19 protein-coding genes are annotated in these 23129 nt (G+C 69.2%); 9 read left to right on the top strand and 10 right to left on the bottom strand.

The genetic code is table 11. From position 1 onward, the window contains the following. Window positions 1-142: 142 nt before the first annotated feature. Window positions 143-1105 carry a zinc-binding dehydrogenase gene (locus tag ACFYWM_RS43000; RefSeq protein WP_389927158.1) on the top strand — a complete coding sequence of 321 codons (963 nt, stop codon included), beginning with the start codon at window positions 143-145 and terminating at the stop codon, window positions 1103-1105. Between the two features lie 135 nt (window positions 1106-1240). Here ACFYWM_RS43000 and ACFYWM_RS42995 read toward each other — a convergent pair whose 3' ends face one another. From ACFYWM_RS42995 to ACFYWM_RS42975, 5 genes are all read right to left on the bottom strand, one after another. After that, window positions 1241-1930, bottom strand: coding sequence for a helix-turn-helix transcriptional regulator (locus ACFYWM_RS42995; RefSeq protein WP_389927155.1), 690 nt, complete (start codon window positions 1928-1930; stop codon window positions 1241-1243). Continuing rightward, the gene (locus ACFYWM_RS42990) at window positions 1927-2724 is read right to left on the bottom strand and encodes a DUF4097 domain-containing protein (RefSeq protein ID WP_389927152.1); all 798 of its coding nucleotides are present in this window, start codon (window positions 2722-2724) and stop codon (window positions 1927-1929) included. Before ACFYWM_RS42990 ends, ACFYWM_RS42995 begins: the two co-directional genes overlap by 4 nt. Before the next feature lie 70 nt (window positions 2725-2794). Then, window positions 2795-2971 carry a DUF6104 family protein gene (locus ACFYWM_RS42985; RefSeq protein WP_329094229.1) on the bottom strand — a complete coding sequence of 59 codons (177 nt, stop codon included), beginning with the start codon at window positions 2969-2971 and terminating at the stop codon, window positions 2795-2797. A 158-nt stretch (window positions 2972-3129) separates the two neighbouring features. Next, on the bottom strand, window positions 3130-6831 hold the full coding sequence (locus ACFYWM_RS42980) for a multifunctional oxoglutarate decarboxylase/oxoglutarate dehydrogenase thiamine pyrophosphate-binding subunit/dihydrolipoyllysine-residue succinyltransferase subunit (RefSeq protein WP_389927149.1): 3702 nt from the start codon (window positions 6829-6831) through the stop codon (window positions 3130-3132). A 193-nt stretch (window positions 6832-7024) separates the two neighbouring features. Next, window positions 7025-7690 (bottom strand): B3/4 domain-containing protein, encoded by a 666-nt coding sequence (locus ACFYWM_RS42975; RefSeq protein WP_389927146.1) that lies wholly within the window; start codon window positions 7688-7690, stop codon window positions 7025-7027. An 89-nt stretch (window positions 7691-7779) separates the two neighbouring features. Here ACFYWM_RS42975 and ACFYWM_RS42970 point away from each other — a divergent pair, with 89 nt between their 5' ends. Then, window positions 7780-8238, top strand: coding sequence for a helix-turn-helix domain-containing protein (locus ACFYWM_RS42970; protein ID WP_389927143.1), 459 nt, complete (start codon window positions 7780-7782; stop codon window positions 8236-8238). A gap of 73 nt (window positions 8239-8311) precedes the next feature. Here the strand turns inward: ACFYWM_RS42970 and ACFYWM_RS42965 are convergent, their stop codons facing one another. The 4 genes from ACFYWM_RS42965 to ACFYWM_RS42950 all read right to left on the bottom strand — a co-directional run bounded on the left by ACFYWM_RS42965 (window position 8312) and on the right by ACFYWM_RS42950 (window position 12706). Next, window positions 8312-8590: a helix-turn-helix domain-containing protein gene (locus tag ACFYWM_RS42965; protein ID WP_389927140.1), complete on the bottom strand. Its 279-nt coding sequence runs from the start codon at window positions 8588-8590 to the stop codon at window positions 8312-8314. Between the two features lie 7 nt (window positions 8591-8597). After that, window positions 8598-8963, bottom strand: coding sequence for a type II toxin-antitoxin system RelE/ParE family toxin (locus ACFYWM_RS42960; RefSeq protein ID WP_389927137.1), 366 nt, complete (start codon window positions 8961-8963; stop codon window positions 8598-8600). Window positions 8964-9077: 114 nt separating this feature from the next. Then, window positions 9078-11606: a glycoside hydrolase family 9 protein gene (locus ACFYWM_RS42955; protein WP_389927178.1), complete on the bottom strand. Its 2529-nt coding sequence runs from the start codon at window positions 11604-11606 to the stop codon at window positions 9078-9080. A gap of 206 nt (window positions 11607-11812) precedes the next feature. Beyond that, window positions 11813-12706 carry a glutathione S-transferase family protein gene (locus tag ACFYWM_RS42950; RefSeq protein WP_389927134.1) on the bottom strand — a complete coding sequence of 298 codons (894 nt, stop codon included), beginning with the start codon at window positions 12704-12706 and terminating at the stop codon, window positions 11813-11815. 314 nt (window positions 12707-13020) lie between these two features. Here ACFYWM_RS42950 and ACFYWM_RS42945 point away from each other — a divergent pair, with 314 nt between their 5' ends. The 3 genes from ACFYWM_RS42945 (at window position 13021) to ACFYWM_RS42935 (ending at window position 14947) form a co-directional block, all read left to right on the top strand. Next, window positions 13021-13803 carry an ABC transporter ATP-binding protein gene (locus ACFYWM_RS42945; RefSeq protein WP_389927131.1) on the top strand — a complete coding sequence of 261 codons (783 nt, stop codon included), beginning with the start codon at window positions 13021-13023 and terminating at the stop codon, window positions 13801-13803. Next, a complete protein-coding gene (locus tag ACFYWM_RS42940) occupies window positions 13800-14321 on the top strand; it encodes an NADPH-dependent FMN reductase (protein WP_389927128.1) in 522 nt (173 codons plus the stop codon). The genes ACFYWM_RS42945 and ACFYWM_RS42940 overlap by 4 nt, the downstream gene beginning before the upstream one ends. Window positions 14322-14440: 119 nt before the next feature. Further along, window positions 14441-14947, top strand: a complete 507-nt coding sequence (locus tag ACFYWM_RS42935) for a flavin reductase family protein (protein WP_389927125.1) — start codon at window positions 14441-14443, stop codon at window positions 14945-14947. Window positions 14948-15248: 301 nt separating this feature from the next. Here the strand turns inward: ACFYWM_RS42935 and ACFYWM_RS42930 are convergent, their stop codons facing one another. Next, the gene (locus ACFYWM_RS42930) at window positions 15249-16307 is read right to left on the bottom strand and encodes a dihydrodipicolinate reductase (protein ID WP_389927122.1); all 1059 of its coding nucleotides are present in this window, start codon (window positions 16305-16307) and stop codon (window positions 15249-15251) included. A gap of 328 nt (window positions 16308-16635) precedes the next feature. Here ACFYWM_RS42930 and ACFYWM_RS42925 point away from each other — a divergent pair, with 328 nt between their 5' ends. The 4 genes from ACFYWM_RS42925 to ACFYWM_RS42910 all read left to right on the top strand — a co-directional run. Next, on the top strand, window positions 16636-17532 hold the full coding sequence (locus tag ACFYWM_RS42925) for an SDR family oxidoreductase (protein ID WP_389927119.1): 897 nt from the start codon (window positions 16636-16638) through the stop codon (window positions 17530-17532). A gap of 544 nt (window positions 17533-18076) precedes the next feature. Continuing rightward, entirely contained in the window at window positions 18077-21607 is a 3531-nt protein-coding gene (locus ACFYWM_RS42920) for a ThuA domain-containing protein (RefSeq protein WP_389927116.1), read from the top strand. Window positions 21608-21739: 132 nt separating this feature from the next. Beyond that, the gene (locus ACFYWM_RS42915; protein WP_389927112.1) at window positions 21740-22921 is read left to right on the top strand and encodes an ROK family protein; all 1182 of its coding nucleotides are present in this window, start codon (window positions 21740-21742) and stop codon (window positions 22919-22921) included. A gap of 17 nt (window positions 22922-22938) precedes the next feature. After that, on the top strand, window positions 22939-23129 hold a 191-nt coding region (locus ACFYWM_RS42910; RefSeq protein WP_389927109.1), incomplete at its 3' end, for an ATP-binding cassette domain-containing protein.

The following is a 23129-nucleotide window of genomic DNA, read 5'->3' as shown; positions in this document are numbered from 1 at the left end:
AGTGGTCGCCATGTGAGGGACGCGAGCGACGGTCCCGGGAGTGTCCCGGGCGGGTCCTTGTTCCCACCGGTCGCCGCGCGGAAGGCGCGAGGGACGGGCCCCGTGCGCGGTGATCGTCGCGTGGACGGCGTAGGGTGCGGCCATGTTCGCTGTAACCGCCACGCGGATCGATCCCGACAACCCCCTCGACGGTCTCACGCTCGGTGAGCGCCCGGAGCCCGAGGTTCCCGACGGGTGGACCACCGTCACGGTGAGGGCCGCCTCGCTCAACCACCACGACCTGTTCAGCCTGCAGGGGATAGGCCTCCGGCAGGAGCAGCTCCCGATGGTGCTCGGCACCGACGCCGCCGGGCTCGACGAGGACGGGAACGAGGTCATCGTGCACTCGGTGATCGGCAGTGGGGCCGACGAGACGCTCGACCCGAAACGCTCGCTGCTCTCGGAGAAACACGACGGCACCCTCGCCGAGCGGGTCGTCGTGCCCCGGCGCAACCTCGTGCCCAAGCCCGCCGCGCTCAGCTTCGAGGAGGCCGCCTGCCTGCCGACGGCCTGGCTGACCGCCTACCGCATGCTGTTCGACAAGGCCGGGCTCGAGCCGGGCTCGACCGTGCTGGTCCAGGGCGCGGGCGGCGGCGTGGCCACCGCGCTGATCCTGCTGGGCCGGGCCGGGGGATACCGGGTCTGGGCGACCAGCCGCTCGGAGGAGAAGCGGGCACGGGCCCTGGAACTGGGGGCCGACCAGGTCTTCGAGAGCGGTGCCCGGCTGCCCGAGCGGGTCGACGCGGTGATGGAGACCGTCGGCCAGGCCACCTGGGGACACTCGCTGAAGGCGCTGCGCCCCGGCGGCCGGATCGTGATCTCCGGTGCGACCAGTGGCGCCGTCCCGCCGGCCGACCTGAACCGCGTCTTCTTCCTGCAGCTGTCGGTGATCGGCTCCACCATGGGCACCCGCGACCAGCTGGGCAGGCTGGCCCGCTTCCTGGAGCAGACCGGCACTCGCCCGCTGATCGACCGCTCCCTCCCGCTGACCGAGGCCCGCGAGGGCTTCGCGGCCATGCACGAGGGCGAGCTCTTCGGAAAGGTCGTCTTCACCCTGCCGGGATGAGCCCGGCGGGCGTCGTACGGAGGGTCAGGATCGCCGCACCCGCCGGAGTCCGTCGATGAGGATCGCGGGGCTCACCGGAGCGCGTCGACGAGGATCGCCGGCCCCGCCGGAGTCCGTCGATGACGATCGCCGGGCTCACCGGAGCGCGTCGCGGATGCGGCGGGCCGCGTCGTACAGGGCGTCCTGGGCGGTCGCCAGGGTCTCCTCGCTGACCCGCGCGGCCGCCGCGTCCCTGCGGACCTCCTCGACGAACTCGGCCAGCATCTGCCCGAGCTGGGCGTCTCCGGCGCGGGACCCCTCGCCGGTGAAGCCGTTCGCCCAGACGCGCTTCCAGTCGTCCTTCCACTCGTCGGTTTGGCGCTGCCACTCGTGCTTCTGGCGCTGCCACTCCGTCTTCTGCTCGCGCCAGGACTTGCGCGCGTCCTGCTCGGACCCCTGGCGCACGTCGCGCGCCATCTGGGTGAGCTCCTCGCGCAGCGACTTGACCGTGTCGCGTACGTCCTCCTTGACCTCGCGCGCGATGTCGCGGACGGAGTCGGAGATCTCCTGCTCCAGGTCGGCGAGCTCGTCGAGCCGCTCGTTGAGCTCCTCGCGGCCCCGGTCGCTGATGGTGAAGATCTTCTTGCCGTCCACGACCTCGTGGGTCACCAGCCCCTCCTCCTCCAGGCGGGCCAGGCGCGGGTAGATCGTGCCGGGGGAGGGGGAGTAGACGCCGAGGAAGCGATCCTGGAGCAGCCGGATCACCTCGTAGCCGTGGCGCGGGCTCTCCTCCAGCAGCTTCAGGAGATAGAGCCGGAGCCTTCCGTGGCCGAAGACCGGGCTCATGCCTGGGCTCCCTTCAGTAGTGTGACGTCGGCGGAGACGGTGTTGGCCGTCAGCGACGCCATGCCGCCGCCGATCCGGCCGCCCAGCGTCTTCGCGCCGGGCTGGATGGAGTAGTCGAGCTCGGGGAAGGCCGCGTCGATCCTGCCCGAGGTGGAGCGGATCTTGACGTCGGTCTCGACCGCGTGCGGGAGCCGGAGCACGATGTCGCCGGAGACGCTGTTCATCGTGACGTGGCCGGTCGGCGGGAGCTCCAGGTCGGCGGTGATCCGGCCGGAGACGGTGGTGACGCTCAGCCGCCGGGGAGTGCCCTGGGCGACGGTCAGGTCGCCGGAGATGCTCTTGAACGACAGGTCGCCGACCAGGCCCCGGCTCTCCACGGCGCCGGAGACGGTGTCGGCGACGATCTCGCCGCTCACCCCGTCGAGCACGATCCCGCCCGAGACGCTCCTGACCGAGGTGCGGTCCTCGAACCCGGCGACGACCGCGGACGCGGAGACGACCCCCACGTTGACCGGGCAGTCCTTCGGCACGGTCAGCGTCAGCGTGGCCCGGCGGCGGCCGGGGCGCAGCCAGCCCAGCAGGCCGTCCCAGGTGAGGTCCTTGTAGGTGACGGTGAGCGTGCCGTCCTCGTCGTGGGTGACGAGCAGCGGGGGGCTGTCGATCTCGGTGACCTCGAGCCTGGGAGGGCCGTCGCTGGCCAGCACCGCCAGCTTTCCCGCCACGATGCGCACGTTGAGTTTCCTGACGGAGTCGAAGGTGAGCTGCTCCGGCTTCTCGATCGTCCATTGCCGCATGTGAATGACCTCCTTATGATGAACACGATATGTCGCGTCACTCGTAAGGTCAAGATATATCGCGTTTTCCTCAGTCGTCCTCGTCGTCCAGCCGGGCCAGCCAGGTGGCCAGCCGTTCCACCGGCGTCTCGAAGTCGGGGTTCAGGTCGACGAACTCGCGCAGCCGCTCGGCCAGCCACACGACGGTGACCTCCTCCTCGCCCCGGCGCGCGACGAGCTCCTCGATGCCCCGATCGGTGAAGTACATCGCGTTCTCCCTTGATGAAACTTGTGAAGTGATGACGCTGTGGCCGTGCTCGCGATCCGCGAACGGCTCGCGAAAACGGGGAAGTCCCCCGCAGAGGCTCCTGCGGGGGACTTCCGTGGTGACGCCTGCGGCGGACCGGCCGAGGAAGGGCCGGTCGCCTAGTTGAAGATCTCGCCCAGCATCTGCTGCAGCTCCACCTCGTGGGTGGAGTGCGAACCGGTCGCCGGGGAGGAGTTGGCCTTGCGGGAGACCCGCCTGATCGAACGCCCGCCGAAGACCCCCGGGTTCTCGGCCAGCTTGAGCGCCAGGAACGGCCACGGACCCATGTTGAGCGGCTCGTCCTGCGCCCACACCAGCTCGATGTCGGCGGCGTAACGGCTCAGCTCGGCTTCCAGCGGGTCAGCGGGGAACGGGTAGAGGCGCTCCAGGCGGACGATCGCCACGTCGTTGCGGCCCTGCTTGTCGCGGGCCGCCGCCAGGTCGTAGTAGAGCTTGCCGGAGACCAGCACGACCTTGCGGACGCCGGCCGGGGGAGCCGTGACGTCGCCCAGCACCGGCCGGAACGACCCCGAGGTGAAGTCGCTGACCGCCGAGACCGCCGCCTTGTGCCGCAGCAGCGACTTGGGCGTGAACACCACCAGCGGGCGGTGCCGGTTCGACAGCGTCTGCCAGCGCAGCAGGTGGAAGTAGTTGGCCGGAACCGTGGGCTGTGCCACGGTCATGTTGTCCTGGGCGCACATCTGCAGGAAGCGCTCGATGCGGGCCGAGGAGTGGTCGGGCCCCTGCCCCTCGTAGCCGTGCGGCAGCAGCAGGGTGACGCCGGAGCGCTGGCCCCACTTCTGCTCGCCCGAGGTGAGGTACTCGTCGATGATCGACTGGGCGCCGTTGACGAAGTCACCGAACTGCGCCTCCCAGGCGACCAGCGCCTCGGGCCGCTCCACGCTGTAGCCGTACTCGAAGCCGAGCGCGGCGTACTCGCTCAGCAGGGAGTCGTAGACGTAGAACTTCGTGGTGCCCTCGTTGAACGCCTTGAGGGGGGTGTGCTCCTCGCCCGTGACGCGGTCGACCAGCACGGCGTGCCGCTGGGTGAACGTGCCGCGCCGCGAGTCCTGGCCGACGAGGCGGACCGGGTGGCCGTCGATCAGCAGCGAGCCGAAGGCGAGGGTCTCGCCCATGCCCCAGTCGATGCGGTCCTCGGCGACCATCTGCCCGCGGCGCTGCAGCACCGGCAGCAGGCGCGGGTGGACGGTGAAGCCCTCGGGCATGTTGAGCTGGGTCTCCACGATCCGCTTGACGGTCTCCTCGGAGACGGCCGTCTTGACGTCCTCGTGCGACCAGGGGACGGTCTCCATGTCGACCGGACGGGAGAACTCGCCCGTCGGGTCCTTGGCCGCCGCGCGGGTCTCGGCGAAGGCGTTCTCCAGCTTGGCCTGGTAGTCGCGGAGCGCGCCCTCGGCCTCCTCCACCGTGATGTCGCCCCGGCCGATCAGCGCCTCGGTGTAGAGCTTGCGGGTGGAGCGCTTGGCGTCGATCAGGTCGTACATCAGCGGCTGGGTGAAGCCCGGGTTGTCGGACTCGTTGTGCCCCCGGCGCCGGTAGCAGATGAGGTCGATCACCACGTCCTTGCGGAACGCCTGGCGGTACTCGAACGCGAGCCTGCCGACCCGGACCACGGCCTCGGGGTCGTCGCCGTTGACGTGGAAGATCGGGGCCTGGATCATCCGGGCCACGTCGGTGGCGTACACGCTGGAGCGCGAGCTGGCCGGGCTGGTGGTGAAGCCGACCTGGTTGTTGACCACGATGTGCACGGTGCCGCCGGTGCGGTAGCCCCGCAGCTGCGACAGGTTGAGCGTCTCGGCCACCACGCCCTGGCCCGCGAAGGCCGCGTCGCCGTGGACGAGCACCGGCAGGACGGTGAAGCCCTCCTCGCCGCGCTCCAGGAGGTCCTGCTTGGCGCGGACCACACCCTCCAGGACCGGGTCGACCGTCTCCAGGTGGGAGGGGTTGGCCACGACCGAGGTCTTGAGCTTGGAGCCGTCGGGCGAGACGAAGTCGCCGCTGGCGCCCAGGTGGTACTTCACGTCGCCGGAGCCGTGGGCGCTGCGCGGGTCGATGTTGCCCTCGAACTCGCCGAAGATCTGCCCGTACGACTTGCCGACGATGTTGGCCAGCACGTTGAGGCGCCCGCGGTGGGCCATGCCGACCACGGCCTCGTCGAGCCGCTCCTCGGCCGCGGAGCTCAGCACCGAGTCGAGCAGCGGGATCAGCGACTCGCCGCCCTCCAGCGAGAAGCGCTTCTGCCCGACGAACTTCGTCTGCAGGAACGTCTCGAACGCCTCGGCGGTGTTCAGCCGCTCCAGGACGCGCAGCTGCTCCTCGCGGTCGGGCTTGGCGTGCGGCCGCTCGATGCGCGCCTGGATCCAGGCCCGCTCCTCGGGGTTCTGCATGTGCATGTACTCGACGCCGATGGTGCGGCAGTAGGAGTCACGCAGCACGCCGAGGATGTCGCGCAGCTTCATCAGGGGCCGGCCGCCGAAGCCGCCGGTGGCGAACTCGCGCTCCAGGTCCCACAGGGTGAGGCCGTGCGACTTGATGTCGAGGTCGGGGTGCTTGCGCTGCTTGTACTCCAGCGGGTCGGTGTCGGCCATGAGGTGGCCGCGGACCCGGAAGGCGTGGATCAGCTCGATGACGCGGGCCGACTTCGCCACGTCGTCGTCGTGGGTGGTCGAGATGTCCTGGACCCAGCGGATCGGCTCGTACGGGATCCGGAGAGCCTCGAAGATCTCGTCGTAGAAGCCGTCCTCGCCGAGCAGCAGCCGGTGGACCTGCCGCAGGAAGTCACCCGACTGGGCGCCCTGGATGATGCGGTGGTCGTACGTGCTGGTGACCGTCATGACCTTGCTCACCGCGAGGCGGGAGAGCGTGTCGGGGGAGGCCCCCTGGTACTCGGCGGGGTACTCCATCGCGCCGACGCCGATGATCGTGCCCTGTCCCGGCATCAGGCGCGGCACCGAGTGCACGGTGCCGATGGTGCCCGGGTTGGTCAGCGAGATCGTGGTGCCGCTGAAGTCGTCGACCCCGAGCTTGCCCGCCCTGGCCTTGCGCACGACCTCCTCGTACGCGACCCAGAACTGGCGGAAGTCCATCTCCTCGGTCGCCTTGATCGACGGGACCAGGAGCTGGCGGGTGCCGTCGCTCTTGGCGACGTCGATGGCCAGGCCCAGGTTGACGTGCTCGGGCTTGACCAGCACCGGCTTGCCGTCGGCCTCGGCGTAGGAGTGGTTCATCTCCGGCAGGACCTTGAGGGCCTTGATCACCGCGTAGCCGATGAGGTGCGTGAACGACACCTTGCCGCCGCGACCGCGCGACAGGTGGTTGTTGATCACGATCCGGTTGTCGATGAGCAGCTTCGCCGGGACCGCGCGCACGCTGGTCGCCGTCGGCACGACGAGGCTGGCCTCCATGTTGGCCGCTGTCCTGGCGGCGGCGCCGCGTAGTCGGACTTCCTCGGCACCGGCGGCGGCGGGCAACTGCGTCTCCTGCTTGGGTTGGGCCGCCGGGGCGGGCTTGGCCGCCTTCGGCGCTGGGGTCGTCGCCGCGGGGGCCGGGGTGGCCTGAGCCGCAGCCGGGGTGGCCGAGGGCGCAGCGGGTGTCGGTGGAGCGGGCGCGGCGGCAGCCGCCCCCTGGGGCGCGGCGGCACGGCCGGACCCCGAATCAGGGCTGTAATCAGCAAAGAAGTTCCACCAGGCCCGGTCGACCGACTCGGGGTCCTGGAGGTACTTCTGGTACAGCTCGTCGACAAGCCATTCGTTCTGACCAAAGGCTGCCAGCGGGTTTGTCCGCGACGACTCAGACGACACGGCGGAAATCGCCCTCTTCCGCAGATCGGCGTTGATGATAGAGAACCTGTCCAAGGCTACTCGCCTCGGCTCGGACCTGCGCCAGTCTGACCGCAGCTTCCTTGCCGATCCTCCCAGTATGGGCTAAAACGGTCAGCCCCCGGGTAACTGTTTACTCGCTCGGGCGCTGGTCAGCCCGATCCGGCCGGTGTCTTCAGCCCGGCCAGACCAGTCGGGACTCCACCCGTATCCCCGGGGTGACATCTTCGAGCATCCCGGCCAGCTCGTCCCCGGCCGCGCGCAGCTCCTCCGCGGACAGGGGGGCGAGCCGCTCCAGCAGGAACAGCGCGTCCGTCGTCTCCTCGGTGATCCGGGTGCGGACGCACTGCCGCCAGTTCCAGCGGCGGCAGGTGACGCCCCTGTCGTCGCGCCAGACGACCTCGCCGGCCTCCGGGTGGTCGACCGCGGGCTCGCCCTTCTCGACGACCTCGAACGGCTCGTCGCCGCTCGCGCGCACCAGCCTGGCCGTCCCCTCGTAGCGGGTCAGGTCCTCGCCGCCGATCGGCAGGCCGTGCCTGACGCTGATCGCGTTGTAGGCGTCGACCACCCGGTTGATCTCCGGCGGCGGCATCCGCCTGACCAGCGCGTCCACCGACGGCCTGGTCCGCTGCGGCTTCGCGCCGAATCCCCGGTAGGCCTCCCGCCACGCCTCGATCCTCGGATCGTCGACCGGCACGGCCTTCTCCGCGGCCTCCGCCAGCCAGGCCCGCGACCTGTCGTCCGTGGGCCCGTTGCGCAGCCCGTACACCCCCATCACCAGCACCCCGAAGTCCGGCCTGAGCGCGCTGACGGCGGGATCCACCCGAATATCCTCGATCACGGCCCCAGTCTAGGGCGCCCGCGGCCACCCGCTTGCGATTTTTCTTTCAAATAGAAGGCCATATTTGAAAGAAAAGTTATACTGGAAACATGGGTGAACGTGATGAGCAAGCCCGACTGATCGTGGAAGATCTCGCCGACCTCCTCTCCCTGGCCCGGTGTCGCACGTCGGATCGCGCCCTGCAGGCGACGGTCCGGCGGATGTCGCTCCGGCACGACCAAGGGCCGCGTCCGTCCGCGGTGAAACTGGCGTGCGCGGCCGAGTTGCTCGGCGTGAGCGTGCCCACCGTTCGTTCGTGGATGGCACACGGTGTCCTGCGGGCCGTGCCCGGTGGGAAGGTGACCAGAATCTCCGCCACCTCGCTGGCCGAGGTCCTGACCGTCGTCCGCGAGACGGAGCAGGGTGGACCCGGACGCCGCAGGTTGGCGCGGGTCATCGACGCGTTGAGGGATCGTGACTTGCTCGAAAGGGCCCATGGCGCCGCGCAGATGGCCGATGACCTCGTCGAATACGGCGAGGACGATCTCAGGAAGCTGCTCGGTCCGTGAACAAGAGGAAACGCCGGGGCGAGACATCCGCGGAACTCCCGCGCTTCGGCGCCATGTGCCTCCGAGAGTGGCGTCAAGCGGCCGCGTGGGGGGTGAAGGTGACGTTCAGGTCTGCGTCCAGTGCTCTCGCCAGGCGCCGGAGCAGTGCCAGCGTCGGGGTGACCCCGCCCGTCTCCAGTCGGGACACCTGCGGCTGGGTCATGCCTGCCCGCTCGGCCAGTTCGGCCTGGGAAAGGCCGAGTTCCGTCCGGCGGTTGTAGACCTGCTGTCCCAGGAGCAGCGCGTCGCGGGCCTCCTGGTAGGCGTCGGCCCGGCGCTCGGCGCCTGTCCGCTCCCACGTGTTGTGAGCCATGCCCCACTCAGTCCTTCCAGACGCGGTCGTAGACCTCCGAGGCGACCACATGAAGATTCTCACATTCGACCTGTGCTCGACGAGCGCGTTCAACCTGACCGGTCTCCTTGCGGCGTGTCTTGGTGAAGACGGTGAGAAGGACGATCCGTCGACCGGGAGCGAGCCAGTAGGTGATCCTGACCTGACGGCGCGTGAGCGAGAGGCGCAACTCGCGCACTTTGCCCCCAAGGTGCTTGGAGTACGGCTCGTCGAGCGTCTCGGCTTGCTCGGAGAGGAGGTCGGCCAAAGCTTCGACCTTCACGTAGTCGCGCTCGGACAGCGACTCAAGCCAAGATCGGATCTCGGGCTCGATCTCGATGACATATAGCCTCACGGAGCGTGAGGCTATATGTCATCGATTACATAATCCGCGATACGGGGAGATCGATAACCGCAGGTCATCGTCATAAGCACTCGATCATGGACATACGAGGTCGCGAAGCGTCGATCAGCCGCAGAGGGTGCCGTTGAGGAGGAAGCGTTCCGGTTTGGGGTTGGGGCCGGGGGCTTCGGCGCCGATGAAGCCGAAGGTGACCGAGCGGCCGGGTCTGATGATCTTGTTCCAGGCGACGTGTCCGGCGGTCACGGTCGCGCCGTCCTGGGTGAGGGCGGTGTTCCAGTGCCGCCGTACGGTCTGGCCGCCCAGGAAGGACCAGCTGAGGCTCCAGCCGTCGATCGCCTTGGGGCCGGTGTTGGTGACGGTGACCTGGGTGTTGAACCCGTCGGTCCACTGGCCGTGGTCGGTGTAGGTGACCTTGCACGGGCCGGGGGCGGCCGGGGTGGCGAGGTAGGAGGAGATCCAGGCGAGCGGGGAGTTCCAGTTGATCGTCAGCTCGTTGGTGGCCCACGACTCGATGTCGTCGATGTAGCAGAACTGGGGCTTGCAGCCCCGCAGCTTGGCCTGGGCCACCGGGTCCTGGATGGCGGAGTTCGGGCCTCCGGCCAGGGTGCCGCGCGGCGGGTTGGGCAGGGACGGGTCGAGCTGGCGGGCGTACCAGCGGCTGTGCTGGTTCTTGGAGGCGACCTCGCCGTAGCCGGTCACGTACGACTGGTTGAGGGCGTTGCGCCCGAAGATGTAGTCGAGCCCCTCCAGCACCCCGTCGTGATACTTCGCCTCACCGCTCAGGTCGTGGGCGACGGCCATCACGACCATGTTGTTGAGCACCAGGTTGTTGGAGCCCCAGTCGTAGTCCGGCGGGTTGTACGGGACGCCGTACGGGTGGGCCCTCTGGACGGCGAGATACTTGTCGGCGCCCTCCAGGACCGACCGGCGCACCCGGGCCCGGTCGGGGAGCGCGCTGGGCACGGAGGCGAGCTGCAGGCGGCCGAGCTGGGCGGTGTTTCCCCAGTCGAAGCCGCGCTCGCGCCAGATGTCGCCGGTGTGGTGCGGCGAGGCGAGCACGTACTCCTTGAACTCCTTCTCGCCGGTGGCGAGGTAGAGCTCGGCGGCGGCCCAGTAGAACTCGTCGGTCACGTCGCCGTCGTTGTAGGCGCCGCCGCCCACCCCGTCGGCCGGGTCCGCGTACCGCGCGGGGTTGGCCTTCGCCGCCGCCCACGCCTTCCTGGCCGCGGCGAGGTTGCGCGCGGCGAAGGCGGCGTCGTACGGGGCGAAGAGGCGGGCCGCCTGGGCCGCGGTGGCGGCCAGGTTGAGGGTGGCCGCGGTGGAGACCGGGTGCAGCTCGCGTGGCTGGGGGTCCAGGTGGGGCAGGAGAGGCAGGCCGGTCCACGCCGCGTCGTGGATCTTGTGATGGGCCATTCCCGCGTACGGTTTGCCCTCGGGGACCTGCATGCTGAGCAGGAACTCCTGCTCCCAGCGGGCCTCGTCGAGGATGTCGGGCACCCCGTTGCCGCTCTCGGGGATGTCGAGGTCGCCGTCCTTGTGCAGGCCGTCGGCCTTGGCGCGCTCGAAGGCCGACATCAGCTGGTGGACGGAGATGCCGCCGTTGACGACGTACTTGCCGTGGTCGCCCGCGTCGTACCAGCCGCCCCTGACGTTCAGCGTGTAGTCGCAGACGCCCGGCTGGCAGGGCACCGCGACGTCACCCCGGTTGGGGGCGACCCCGGCGTGCCCGGCGGGCCTTCCGTAGCCGGGGCGGAGCTCGTCGAGGATCTCGATGCCGCTGCGCTGGGTGTAGTAGAACTTCAGCGCGTCGGTCCTGAGGTCGCCGTAGACCCCGGCGCCGATGTCGAAGGGACGGCTGGTCTCGCCGTCGGCCTCCAGCGTGTAGCCGGTGCCGGGCGCGGTGACCGTGCCGAAGTCGATCGAGTGCACGTTCTGGCCGGAGCTGCCGTCGACGCCGCGCGGGACGGTCTCCCCCTCGGAGACGGTCTCCCCGCCGCGCCTGAGCTTCCAGTCCACCGGCTCCGTGCCCTCGGTGACGAGGGTCGCGTTCTTCGGCCCCGAGGGCAGGTAACCGACCATGTTCACCCGGACGCGGGGCCCGGTGTCCGGCACGTAGACGTCGGGCTCGGCCCCGCCCTTCAGGGAGACGTTGTCCACACAGAACCTCCACGGGGTGGCGCTGCCCCCGATCTGGAACGCCACCTGCGCGCCCGGCAGGTCCACGGGCGAGGTGAAGGTGTAGCGGTAGTCGTTACCGGACACGCTCAGCTCGGGATTGGCCGACAGGTACTGCGTGTAGGGGTCGACCGGGAGCTGGACGAGGGCCTTGGCCACCCGGCCCGGCGTCGCGATCCCGAAGAAGGAGAACTCGTACGTCTCGTCCTTGACCAGGGGGATGTCGTTCTGGCCGACGATGACGTCCCAGGGGTTGGCGGTGCCGCCGGGGACGTCGGCGCACAGGCGGCCGTCCTCGACCTCCAGTGCGGTGTTGCCGGTGCTCCACCAGGGGGCGGTGCCGGTGTCGAAGGTGCCGTTGACGATCTGTTCGGGACCGTCCGCGGCGGCGGGCAGCGGGGTCAGGGTCACCAGGGCGGCGGCCGTGGCGAGGGCGAGCCAGGCGGGTGGTCGTCTGATCACGGGGGGTCCTTTGGGCGGGGGAGGTACCAGGTTGCGGGAGCTTGGGTCCGAGGACCCCGGTCGGAGGGGTCCAAGTGGGAGCGCTCCCACAACCTGGGTGCCCGATGTTTCCAGCGCGTTTCGCCCATCGTCAACCGGCCCCCGTGCCGGACCGCTCGCCGACCGGGCGAATGACCGATATGCCCGATGAAACTTTCAGGGTTTCAGGGGGCGGTCCAGTCGATCTCCGGTCCCCGGGGCACGATCCCGCTCGGGTTGACGTTCGTCTGCGTCACGAAGTAGTGCCGCTTGATCTGGTCGAAGTCGGTCGTGTCGCGGAACGCGGGAATCGCGTACAGCCGGCGGGCGTAGGCCCACAGGGCCGGGTAGTCGGTCAGCCGCCGCACCGCGCACTTGAAGTGCGAGTTGTAGACGGCGTCGAACCTGGCGAGGGTGGGGTAGAGCCGCACGTCGCTCTCGGTGAGCGCGTCGCCGTGCAGGTGACGGAGGGTCGACAGCCGCTCCTCCAGCAGGTCGAGCGTGGCGAACACGTCGGTGACCGCCTCGTCGTACGCCTCCTGCGAGCGGGCGAACCCGGCCCGGTAGACGCCGTTGTTGAGGCCGCGGAAGATCACCTCGTTGAGCGCGTCGATCTCCTCGCGCGATGCCTCCGGGTAGAGGTCGGGCGCGCCCTCGGCGTGCCAGGGCGCGAAGGCCGTCTCCAGGGTGAGGGTGATCTGCGGGTAGTCGTTGGTGACCATGCGCCCGGCGGCGACGTCCCAGACGCAGGGCACCGTGTAGCGGCCCTCGTAGCCGGGGTCGGTCGCCAGATAGAGCTCGGAGAGATACTCCACCCCGGTCACCGGGTCGCCCCCGGGGATCCGCCAGCCCTTCTCGTCCCTGATCGGGTCGACGATCGTCACCCCGATCACCTCCCGCAGGCCCAGCAGCTCGCGGACGATGAGGGAGCGGTGCGCCCACGGGCAGGCGTAGGAGGCGTAGATCTGGTAGCGGCCGGGCTCCGGCGGGTGCTCGCCGCCCGCCTCGATCCGCGTCGTGAACCGGTTCGGCTGCCTCTCGAAACGGCCGCCGCCGGAGATCTCCTTTTCCAGCTTCATGCTCCGACGGTACGGGACCGCCGGCCGGGAGGGGGCGCCCGGCCTCCGAGGTATTTCATGTACAACCAGTAGGAAATATTGACTTACCGCGGAGCGGTGCGTAGTTTCTCCTGTATGGGCATCTATCTGACTCGGTGCGCGCACGTCGACCTCTGCCGCGTGTTCAGCGCACAGTGTCCGTGATCACGAATCCATCCGCCGTCCCTCACGACATCCCACAGATCCCATAGGACGCATCTCGTGATCACCATCAGACATGTCCCCGCCCCCGTCAACCTCGTCACTCCCGCCCGTGCCCTCTTGAGGGGTGCCCGGTGAGACTCGGCATCCGGGGCGTCGGCAAGGAGTTCACCGTCCGCGACACCCACCGCTCCTTCGCCGCCCTCGACGACGTCAACCTCGACGTACGGGAGGGAGAGCTGCTCACCCTGGTCGGGCCGAGCGGCTGCGGCAAGTCCACCCTCCTCGACCTGATCGCCGGCCTGACTGCGCCGACCACCGGCCGGATCCTGCTGGACGGCGTCCCCCTCGACGGCCCCGGCCTCGAACGGGGGGTCGTCCTGCAGCAGTACGCGTTGTTCCCCTGGCGCACGGCACTGTCCAACATCGAGTTCTCGCTGGAGAGCAGGGTCGCCACCAGGCGGGAGCGCGCCGACCTGGCCAGGGAGTATCTGGACCTGGTGGGGCTGGGCGAGTTCGGCGACCGCTACCCCCACGAGCTCCCCCTCGGCGTGCCCCAGCGGGTGGCCATCGCCAGGAGCCTGGCCGCGAACCCGGCCGTGCTGCTGCTCGACGAGCCGTTCGCCGCGCTGGACGCCGGGACCCGGGAATCGCTCCAGGGGGAACTGGCGCGAATCTGGGAGAAGACCGCTACGACGATCCTGTTCACCACCCGGAGCATCGACGAGGCCGTCTACCTCGGCCGGAGGGTCGCGGTCATGACGCCCCGCCCTGGCCGGATCAAGCGGATCGTCGAGGTGGATCTCGGCTCTCGCGGGGGCGATCCGAGGGGCGGTTCCCGCTTCGGGGAGTACCGCCACGAGGTGTGGAAGCTTCTCCGTTCCGATGTCGACCAGAAAGCGCCGGTGGCCTCATGAGCATCGTGACCGTGGTGGGAAACCCGCGACCCGGATCGCGCACCCACGGGGTTGCCGTCCGGGCGGCGGAGGCCGTCGCCCGGTGTATCGGAGAGGGGGAGGCTCCCGAGGTCGTCGACCTGGCGGCCCTGGCCCCGCTGCTGTTCGCCCCCGAGACGGCACCGGAGGTGAGGGCCGCGCTGGAACTGGTGGCCGGAGCCGACGTGCTGGTGGTGGCGAGCCCGACCTACAAGGCCACCTACACCGGCCTGCTCAAGGTGTTCCTCGACCGGTTGCCGGGGGGCGCGCTCGCCTCGGCCGTCGCGCTCCCGCTCCTGGTGATGGGGGACGCCAAGCACTCGCTGGCGGTGGAGGTCCATTTCCGCCCGCTGCTGGTGGAGCTGGGGGCGACTGTGCCCACCCCGGGCCTCGCGCTGCTGGAATCGCAGATCCCCGACCTCGACGCCGTTCTCGGCCCCTGGGCCGACAGGGTCGGCCCGCAGGTGATCGCGGCACTCGGGAAAAAGGCTCCGGCGTGACGCCGGGAAGAGATAGTGACCCCAATGGGTTTTGAGTAGTGTCCTTTGTTCCTTAAAGGGGAAAAAGTGACCAAGTGGATCATCTCGACAGTAACCCACATAGTCCTAAGCGAGGCGGCATGACCGAGACACTGTCCGGCAGGGCGGTCGACGCGGAGCGTTTCCGGCAGGCGCTGGCCGTCCACGCGGCCGGGGTCGTCGTCGTCACCGCCCAGGTCGAGGGCATCCCGGTCGGCATCACGGCAACCTCGTTCTCGTCCGTCAGCCTCAGCCCTCCGCTGGTCTCCTTCTACGTGGACCAGTCCTCGACCACCTGGCCCTGGCTCAGGCGGGCGGACCACTTCGCGGTGAACGTGCTGGCCAGCGACCAGGCCGAGGTGGCCTCACGCTTCGCCAGGAAAAACGTCGACCGCTTCGCCGCCCCCACCTCCTGGGCCCCCGGGCACCTGGGCGTCCCGCTGCTGGACGGCGTCTCGGCCCACCTGATCTGCGCTCCCCACTCCACCGTAGACATCGGCGACCACATCCTGGTCGTCGGCCTCGTGACCGAGACCAGCCTCGAACCGGGTGGCCGCCCGCTCCTCTATCACCAGGGCCGCTTCGGGCGCTTCACCCCGTACACCTGATCCCTCTCGCAGCCTCTCGATCTCGCGGGGAACGTTCGTGCCGGAGCGTTCCTCGCGGGGGGCACGGGCGGTGTGGGGGCGGTGCGGGGGCGGGGTGTCGCGGGCGATCGGCGGATTGGCGCACGTATAAAAGCCGTCAAATCCGCTATTTTCATAAAAATGCTGAATGCCACTATTTATTGCTAACGGCGGCATGTAGACCACCTGTCGTGGGCAGGCTCGTCGTCCGGCCCGCCCTCGGGGCGGGGCCGGGGGTACTGTCCGCACGAGGGATGCCTCGGAGGGGGGCCGAGGAGGATCCTCAGGCGAGGCGGACGGTGCCCCGGCCGGTGGCCAGGGGGAGATCCAGCGCGGTGCGGATGCCCGGCGGGGCGGCGCAGAGGGCGGCGACGGAGTTCACGGCGTGGGCGGCGGCACCGGCCAGGCCGTGCGAGATCTCGTTCACGGTGAGCATCAGCTGGGGCACACCCTCGATGTGGACGCTGAAGCCGGGATCGGCCCAGCGCCGCACCCGGGTGGCGTCGGCCTTGTAGACGCACTCCACGGTCATGAAGGGACGGCCGCGGACCAGCCCGCTGAACATCCAGCGGGACGCGCACACGGTCCCCGCCCTGACCAGCCCCGCGGTGATCTCGAACTCCTCGGTCGCGAGCTCGAACTCGTCGCTCTCCTCGACCTCGTCGAGGGCCACGCCGAGGTTGTCGGCCACGAACTGGACGCTCTCGGCGAACAGCGAGCGCTGGAAGGCGCGGAAGGGGCGCACGGCGGCGACGTAGTCCTTGGCCGAACGCGTGAAGCCGAACAGATCCACCGCGATCTGCCGGGACGGGTGCCCCCGGAAGTCGGACGACTCCCGGACGTAGATGTGGTCGACGCGGCTGGACAGGCCGGTCAGCGTGAGCGGCAGGATGTCGCTCATGAAACCGGGGTTGACGCCGGTGCCGTGCAGGGACGACCCTCCCGCGCGGCAGGCGGCCTCCAGGCGCTCCACCACCCCCGCGCCGTAGCACTTGGGATACACGAACCCGGTGGTGGTGATGACGTTCTTGCCGGTGGCGAGCAGTGCGCAGATGGTCTCCACGTCGCTCGGATGCTCCCCGCCGAAGTAGGACGCCGGCAGCGGCATGTGCAGCACGCAGTCGGCCTCCGTGGCGAGGATCTCCTCGACGTCGTCGGTGCAGGCGACACCGGCCTCGGGGAGCCCCACCAGGGTCCCCGCGTCCTGTCCCACCTTGTCCGGGTCGTAGACCAGAACCCCGGCCAATTCGAACTCCGGCCGGGTTATCACGCTGCGCAGGGAGTATCTGCCGACGGCGCCCGTGGCCCACTGGACCACGCGCAGGGGCGGCGATAAGGACATATAGGGCCTCCAGCCCAAAATAAATGGGCGGGGCCGTACTGGGAAAAGGAGGGGTGTCGTCGTTGACCCTCGCCCGTGTGGGGCAAAAACTTTAGCAGAAATTAACACGCGTGCTTACTATGCGCAATGATCCCCTGCCTTTTCGGTAACCACTCCGCGCCTTTTCTCCGGGGTGCCGCGAAGGTCCCGCCGACGGCCGGCCCGGGGGGTGGCGGGCGCCGTCCCGAAGATCTCGCAGGTGGTGTCCCGGGGATGCCCATGGCATCACGAGGGCCGGGCGAGCTATTGTTCAGACGACTAGAATTATGTTCTCGTGAGAGGGTTGCGGATGTCAGAGCTGCGGTTTGACGGCAGGGTCGCGGTCATCACCGGCGCCGGGCACGGACTCGGCCGCTCGCACGCGCTGTCGCTCGCCGAGCGCGGCGCCAAGGTGGTGGTCAACGACCTGGGCGGGGCACTGGACGGCACCGGCGCCTCCTCGGGCCCGGCCGCCGAGGTGGTCGAGCTGATCAGGAAGAACGGTGGCGAGGCGACCGCCAACACCGACAACGTCGCGACCCCCGAGGGCGCCCAGGCGATCGTGGGAGCCGCGATCGACACCTACGGGCGGCTGGACATCGTCGTCAACAACGCCGGGATCCTGCGGGACAAGTCCTTCGGCAAGATCAGCGTCGAGGAGTTCGACCAGGTCCTCGCCGTCCACGTCCGCGGGTCGTTCCTGGTCAGCCGGGCGGCGTTCCCGCACCTCAAGGAGCAGGGGTACGGCCGGATCATCAACACCTCCTCGCCCGCCGGGCTGTTCGGCAACTTCGGCCAGGCCAACTACTCCACCGCCAAGATGGGCCTGGTGGGTCTCACCAAGACGCTCGGCATCGAGGGCGCCAGGGCCGGGATCAAGGCCAACGCGATCGCGCCGATCGCCTGGACCCGGATGACCGAGGAGCTCCTGCCCGCCGAGTTCGAGGCCAAGTTCACCGCGGAGCGGGTCAGCGCCCTGGTGACGTTCCTGGCGCACGAGGCCTGCGAGACCAGCGGCGAGGTCTTCAGCGTCGGCGGCGGCCGGATCGCCCGGGTGTTCGTGGCCGAGGGGCCCGGCTGGCGGCAGGACGACCACACGGTGGAGGACATCCGCGACAACTGGGAGGCGATCCTCGCCGAGCAGCCGTACCTGACCCCGACCACCCTCGGCCAGCAGGCGACCGCCTCGATGAAGGCGATGCTCTGACGGTCTGACGGTCTGACGGTCTGACGGTCTGACGGTCTGACGGTCGGTCTGGCGGTCTGGCGTTCGAGGGCGCTCTCGTTTCGAGGGCGCCCTTTTCGCTGCCCGAAAAGACGGTTGTCCGAAAGGCGTGCTGTCCGAAAGGTTCGCCGCCTGAAAGGTTCACGGTGACTTCCGGCGATTGTGGAACGATCCGGACGGCGCGCCGAGATCGCAGAAATCAGATGAATCGCCCGGTAGAGCGGATGGGAGGGGTCGGGGAGGCGGGGGTCGCTTTCGCAGTGCGGGTGAGATGTTCTGTTTCGAACGAGCAACCTTTTGCTTGACGGTCGACAGAACTCGTCCTTACCATCCTGAAATAAGGAGGAAATAAGCTAGATACCGGCAAATTTCGAGATTTGTGCGACTGCCTCAGTGTCGCACCCGGTTCACCCGCCGCCCTTCTTCGGGCATCACAACCTTCCCTCTTCCAGCATCGCAACCGGTCCGCCCGCCCAGGCCGACCGGTCTGTTTCGCATGCCCTTCTCATCCCCCCCAGGAGATTCCATGCGCCGCCAGCTCACCGCCTTGACGGTCCCGATCCTGCTCCTGTTATCCGTGTTATCCGGCTTGACCGTGTCGGCGGCCCCGGCGGGCGCGGGAGCCGCGAAGGCGGCCGCCTTCCGGGTGCTGCTGTTCACCGAGACCGCCGACTACGTGCACGCCTCGATCCCGGCGGGCATCACGATGGTCCAGCAGCTCGCCGCCGCCAACGACTTCGAGATCGTCCAGTCGGCGAACTCGACCGCGCTCAACGACGCGAACCTGGCGACCTTCGACGCGATCATCATGCTGCAGAACTCCGGCATGGTCTGGGACAACGAGGCCCAGCGCCAGGCCACCCAGAAGTTCGTCAACGACGGTGGCGGGATCGTGGCGATCCACAACACCACCGACATGAACATCGAGGCCCAGTTCCCCTGGTGGGACCAGCTCATCATGGGCGGCGCGCACATGACCGCGCACTCGGCCACCCTGCAGGGCACCGCCAAGGTCCTGGACAAGAAGCACCCCTCCACCGTGGGCCTTCCCGACCGCTGGACGCGTACCGAGGAGTGGTACAACTTCAGCAAGAACATGCGCGGCGACGTGCACGTCCTGGTCACCGCCGACGAGAGCACCTACGACGCCGGCGGCAGCAAGATGGGCGCCGACCACCCGATCTCCTGGTGCCGCACCACCGAGGGTGGGCGCGTGTGGGCGACCGCGATGGGTCACGAGAGCGCCTCCTACAGCGAGGCCAACTTCCGCCAGCACGTGCTCGGCGGCGTCAAGTGGGCGGCCGGCAACGCCGCGGGCGACTGCGGCGGCACCGTGTGGAACCGGTTCCAGAAGGTGACGCTCGACAGCGCGCCCGACCAGCCGATGGGCCTGGACATCGCCCCCAACGGCGACGTCTACTACATCGCCCGCTCCGGCAAGCTCATGCTCGTCCGCAAGAGCAACGGCCAGATCGTGACCACCGGCACGCTGAGCGTCTACACCGGCGGCGAGGACGGGCTGATCGGCATCGTCCTGGACCCGGGCTTCGCGACCAACCGCTGGGTCTACCTCAACTACTCGCCGACCGGTTCCGCGGCGGTCAACCAGGTCTCCCGGTTCACCCTCAACAGCGCCGGCGACAGCCTGGACCTGGCCAGTGAGAAGAAGCTCCTCGCCATCCCCGCCACCAGGGTCGACGAGCCGGGGCACACCGGCGGGCAGCTCGCCTTCGGGCCCGGCGGGAACCTCTACATCGGCGTCGGCGACGACATCAACCCCTTCTCCTCCGACGGGTACGCGCCGATCGACGAGCGTTCGGGCCGCGCCAACTTCGACGCCCAGAAGACCAGCGCGAACACCAACGACCTGCGCGGCAAGATCCTGCGGATCCACCCGGAAACCAACGGCACCTACACGATCCCCTCGGGCAACATGTTCGCGCCGGGCACCGCGCAGACCCGCCCGGAGATCTACGCGATGGGCTTCCGCAACCCGTTCCGGTTCCAGGTGGACTCCGAGACCGGCTGGATCTCCTCGGCCGACTACGGCCCCGACGCCGGATCGGCCAACGCCAACCGCGGTCCCGAGGGCACCGTCGAGTGGAACCTGATCAAGTCGCCCGGCTTCTACGGGTGGCCGTACTGCGTCGCCAACAACATCCCGTACAACGACTACAACTTCGCCACGTCCACCTCGGGGGCGAAGTTCAACTGCTCGGCGCCGGTGAACAACTCGCCCAACAACACGGGCCTGACGAACCTGCCCGCGGTCAAGGCCGCCACCGTCTGGTACAACTACCACCTCACGCCCGAGTGGCCGGAGATGGGCACCAGCGGCGGCGCGGCCCCGATGGGCGGCCCGTTCTACCACTACGACGCGGCCAACCCCTCGGACACGAAGTTTCCCGCGTACTTCGACGACACCCCGTTCTTCTACGAGTGGAGCCGCAACTACCTGATGGAGATGCGGCTGGACGGCAGCGGCAACGTCCTGAAGACCAACCGCTTCCTGTCCAACCTCGGGTTCAGGTCGCCGATCGACATGAAGTTCGGCCCCGACGGCGCGATGTACCTGATCGAGTGGGGGGCCGGCTACGGCGGCACCAACCCCGACGACGGCGTCTACCGCATCGACTACATCAACGGCTCGCGCTCCCCGATCGCCAAGGCGAGCGGAACGCCCACCTCCGGCCAGGCCCCGCTCACCGTCCAGTTCTCCTCGGCCGGCTCCGCGGACCCCGACGGCGACGCGTTCAGCTACGCCTGGGACTTCACCAGCAACGGCTCGACCGACTCCACCGCGGCGAACCCCTCCTTCACCTACACCGCCAATGGGACCTTCACCGCCAGGCTCACGATCACCGACTCGTCGGGCAAGAGCGGCTCGGCGACGGTGCCGATCACGGTCGGCAACACCGCGCCGGTCGTGCGGTTCGGCTCGCCGCCCGACGGCACGGCCATCAACTTCGGCGACTCGGTCCCGTACACGGTGACCGTCACCGACCCCGAGGACGGCACGATCGACTGCTCCAGGGTCAGGGTGGTCACGGCCCTGGGCCACGACACCCACAGCCACGACACGGGCCAGTTCACCGGCTGCTCGGGAACCGTGGTGACCACGAACTCGGGTCATGACGCCGACGCCAACACCTTCTACGTCCTCACCGCGACCTACACCGACGCGGGCGGACTGTCCAACACCGCCAACCTGATCCTGCAGCCCCGGCAGAAGCAGGCCGAGTACTTCACCGGCTCGTCCGGGGTCCGGATCGTCGAACAGGCCGGCGCGCAGAACGGCAGGCGCATCGGCGACATCTCCAACAACGACTGGATCTCCTTTGCGCCGATGAGCGTCCAGGGGGTCGCGTCGGTGTCGTACCGGGTGTCCTCGCCGACGGGCAACGGCTCCATCGAGTTGCGCGCCGACTCGCCCACCGGGCAGCTGCTGGCCACCACGGCCGTGCAGAACACCGGCGGCTGGGACACCTACCAGCAGACGGTCAGCACATCCGTGGCGGCGCTGTCCGGTAGCCACCCGCTGTTCCTGGTGTTCAAGCACTCGACCGCCAACCAGTTCGACCTCGACTCCGTCACCCTGAACGCCTCGGGGGGTTCGACCGGGCCGGTGGCCGGCGGCGTCTACACGCTGGTCGCCGCGCACAGCTCCAAGGCGGCCGACGTCGAGGGCCAGTCCACGGCCGACGGGGCCAGGGTGGTCCAGTGGACGGCCGGCGGCGGCACGAACCAGCAGTGGAGGTTCGCCGCCGCGGTCGGCGGTGCCTTCACCCTCACCGGGGTCCAGAGCAGCAAGTGCATGGACGTCAACGCCGGCTCCACCTCGCCGGGCGGGCTGATCATCCAGTGGACCTGCCACAGCGGCACGAACCAGCAGTGGAGGTTCACCGCCGGGTCCAACGGCACCTACAGGATCGCCTCGGCCGCCAGCAACCTCTGCCTTGAGGTGCCCGGCGCCTCGACCGCGGACGGCACGCAACTCACCCAGGCCACCTGCGGGACCGCCGCCAACCAGCAGTGGAGGCTCACCCGGGTGAGCTGACCCGGCATGGTCAAGTTCGCCGACTTTTGTCGATTGAGGCAAAAGTCGGCGAACTGTTAGGTAAAAGTGATTCACAAACCCGTCTAAAGAGGGTTAGCTTCTGCACACCTGCTCCGAACAGGGAGGGTGTAGTTGAAGCGGACCGTCGTTCGGCCGGAGAACGCGTACCAGGCTGCGCTCCTCCGGCTGCTGCGTGAGAGAGCGCGGTCACGTGCCGAGCTCGGCGACGTGACCGCCCTTTCGCGTTCCCGCCTCAACCTGGAGCTCGACCGGCTCATCGAGCTGCGCCTCGCCGAGCAGGCGGGGCTCGCGGCCTCGCGCGGCGGGCGCAGGTCCGGTCTGGTACGGCTCTCCGGAGACCTCCGCTTCGCCGGGATCGACATCGGCGCCACCTCCATCGACGTGGTCGTCACCGACGGCGAGCTGGAGATCCTCGGCCACCTGAGCGAGCGGTGCGACGTGCGCGAGGGCCCGGTGGCCGTGCTCGACCAGGCGATGGAGATGATCGCCAAGCTGGGAGAGCAGGGCCTGTTCACCGAACTGCACGGCGCGGGGGTCGGCATCCCCGGCCCGGTCAGCTTCCGCGAGGGGGTGCCGGTCGCGCCCCCGATAATGCCCGGCTGGGACCGCTACCCCGTGAGGGAGGCGGTCGGCCAGGCCCTCGGCTGCCCGGCCGTGGTCGACAACGACGTCAACATCATGGCCCTCGGCGAGCTCCACTCGGGGCTGGCCAGGCAGGTGGACGACTTCCTGCTCGTCAAGATCGGCACCGGCATCGGCTGCGGCATCGTGGTGGACGGCAAGATCTACCGGGGTGTCTCCGGCAGCGCGGGCGACATCGGCCACATCCGCGTCGACGACCAGGGCCCCGTCTGCGCCTGCGGCAACGTCGGCTGCCTGGAGGCCTACTTCGGCGGGACCGCCCTCGCCAGGGAGGCCACGGCCATCGCCGGGCGTTCGGCCTACCTGAGCCGGCGCCTCGACCAGACGGGCACCCTCACCGCCGAGGACGTCTCCTCCGCCGCCGAGATGGGCGACGCCGAGGCGGTACGGCTCATCCGCGACGGCGGGCGCCGGGTCGGCACGGTGCTGGCCGGGCTCGTCAGCTTCTTCAACCCCGGCCTCGTGATCATCGCGGGAGGGGTGGCCCAGCTGGGCCACGTCCTGCTGGCGGAGATCAGAAGCGTCGTCTACCGCCGGTCGCTTCCCCTGGCGACCGGAAACCTGCCCATCGTGCTCTCGGAGCTCGGACCCGACGCCGGAGTGGTCGGCGCGGCCAGGCTCGGCAGCGACCACGTCCTCTCGGCCCCATGATGAACCAGCGAGGCCCCATGTCAGAAGCCACACCCCTGCTCCTCATGCGCGGGATCGTCAAGCAGTTCCCCGGCGTGCGCGCCCTCGACGGCGTCGACCTGGAAGTGCTGCCCGGTGAGGTGCACTGCCTGCTCGGCCAGAACGGTGCCGGGAAGTCCACCCTGATCAAGACCCTGGCGGGTGCCCACCAGCCCGACGAGGGGACGAT

The organism is Streptosporangium sp. NPDC002721 (assembly GCF_042888905.1).
Classification (GTDB): domain Bacteria; phylum Actinomycetota; class Actinomycetes; order Streptosporangiales; family Streptosporangiaceae; genus Streptosporangium.
The sequence above is the reverse complement of the archived record's forward strand: the minus strand, read 5'-3'. Positions and strand labels throughout refer to the sequence as shown.

Excerpts from the sequence above, each read along its gene's own strand:
- ACFYWM_RS43000 (WP_389927158.1), top strand. The coding sequence starts at position 143 with ATGTTCGCTGTAACCGCCACGCGGATCGATCCCGACAACCCCCTCGAC.
- ACFYWM_RS42995 (WP_389927155.1), bottom strand. The coding sequence starts at position 1,930 with ATGAGCCCGGTCTTCGGCCACGGAAGGCTCCGGCTCTATCTCCTGAAG.
- ACFYWM_RS42990 (WP_389927152.1), bottom strand. The coding sequence starts at position 2,724 with ATGCGGCAATGGACGATCGAGAAGCCGGAGCAGCTCACCTTCGACTCC.
- ACFYWM_RS42985 (WP_329094229.1), bottom strand. The coding sequence starts at position 2,971 with ATGTACTTCACCGATCGGGGCATCGAGGAGCTCGTCGCGCGCCGGGGC.
- ACFYWM_RS42970 (WP_389927143.1), top strand. The coding sequence starts at position 7,780 with ATGGGTGAACGTGATGAGCAAGCCCGACTGATCGTGGAAGATCTCGCC.
- ACFYWM_RS42965 (WP_389927140.1), bottom strand. The coding sequence starts at position 8,590 with ATGGCTCACAACACGTGGGAGCGGACAGGCGCCGAGCGCCGGGCCGAC.
- ACFYWM_RS42950 (WP_389927134.1), bottom strand. The coding sequence starts at position 12,706 with ATGAAGCTGGAAAAGGAGATCTCCGGCGGCGGCCGTTTCGAGAGGCAG.
- ACFYWM_RS42940 (WP_389927128.1), top strand. The coding sequence starts at position 13,800 with ATGAGCATCGTGACCGTGGTGGGAAACCCGCGACCCGGATCGCGCACC.
- ACFYWM_RS42935 (WP_389927125.1), top strand. The coding sequence starts at position 14,441 with ATGACCGAGACACTGTCCGGCAGGGCGGTCGACGCGGAGCGTTTCCGG.
- ACFYWM_RS42930 (WP_389927122.1), bottom strand. The coding sequence starts at position 16,307 with ATGTCCTTATCGCCGCCCCTGCGCGTGGTCCAGTGGGCCACGGGCGCC.
- ACFYWM_RS42925 (WP_389927119.1), top strand. The coding sequence starts at position 16,636 with ATGTCAGAGCTGCGGTTTGACGGCAGGGTCGCGGTCATCACCGGCGCC.
- ACFYWM_RS42920 (WP_389927116.1), top strand. The coding sequence starts at position 18,077 with ATGCGCCGCCAGCTCACCGCCTTGACGGTCCCGATCCTGCTCCTGTTA.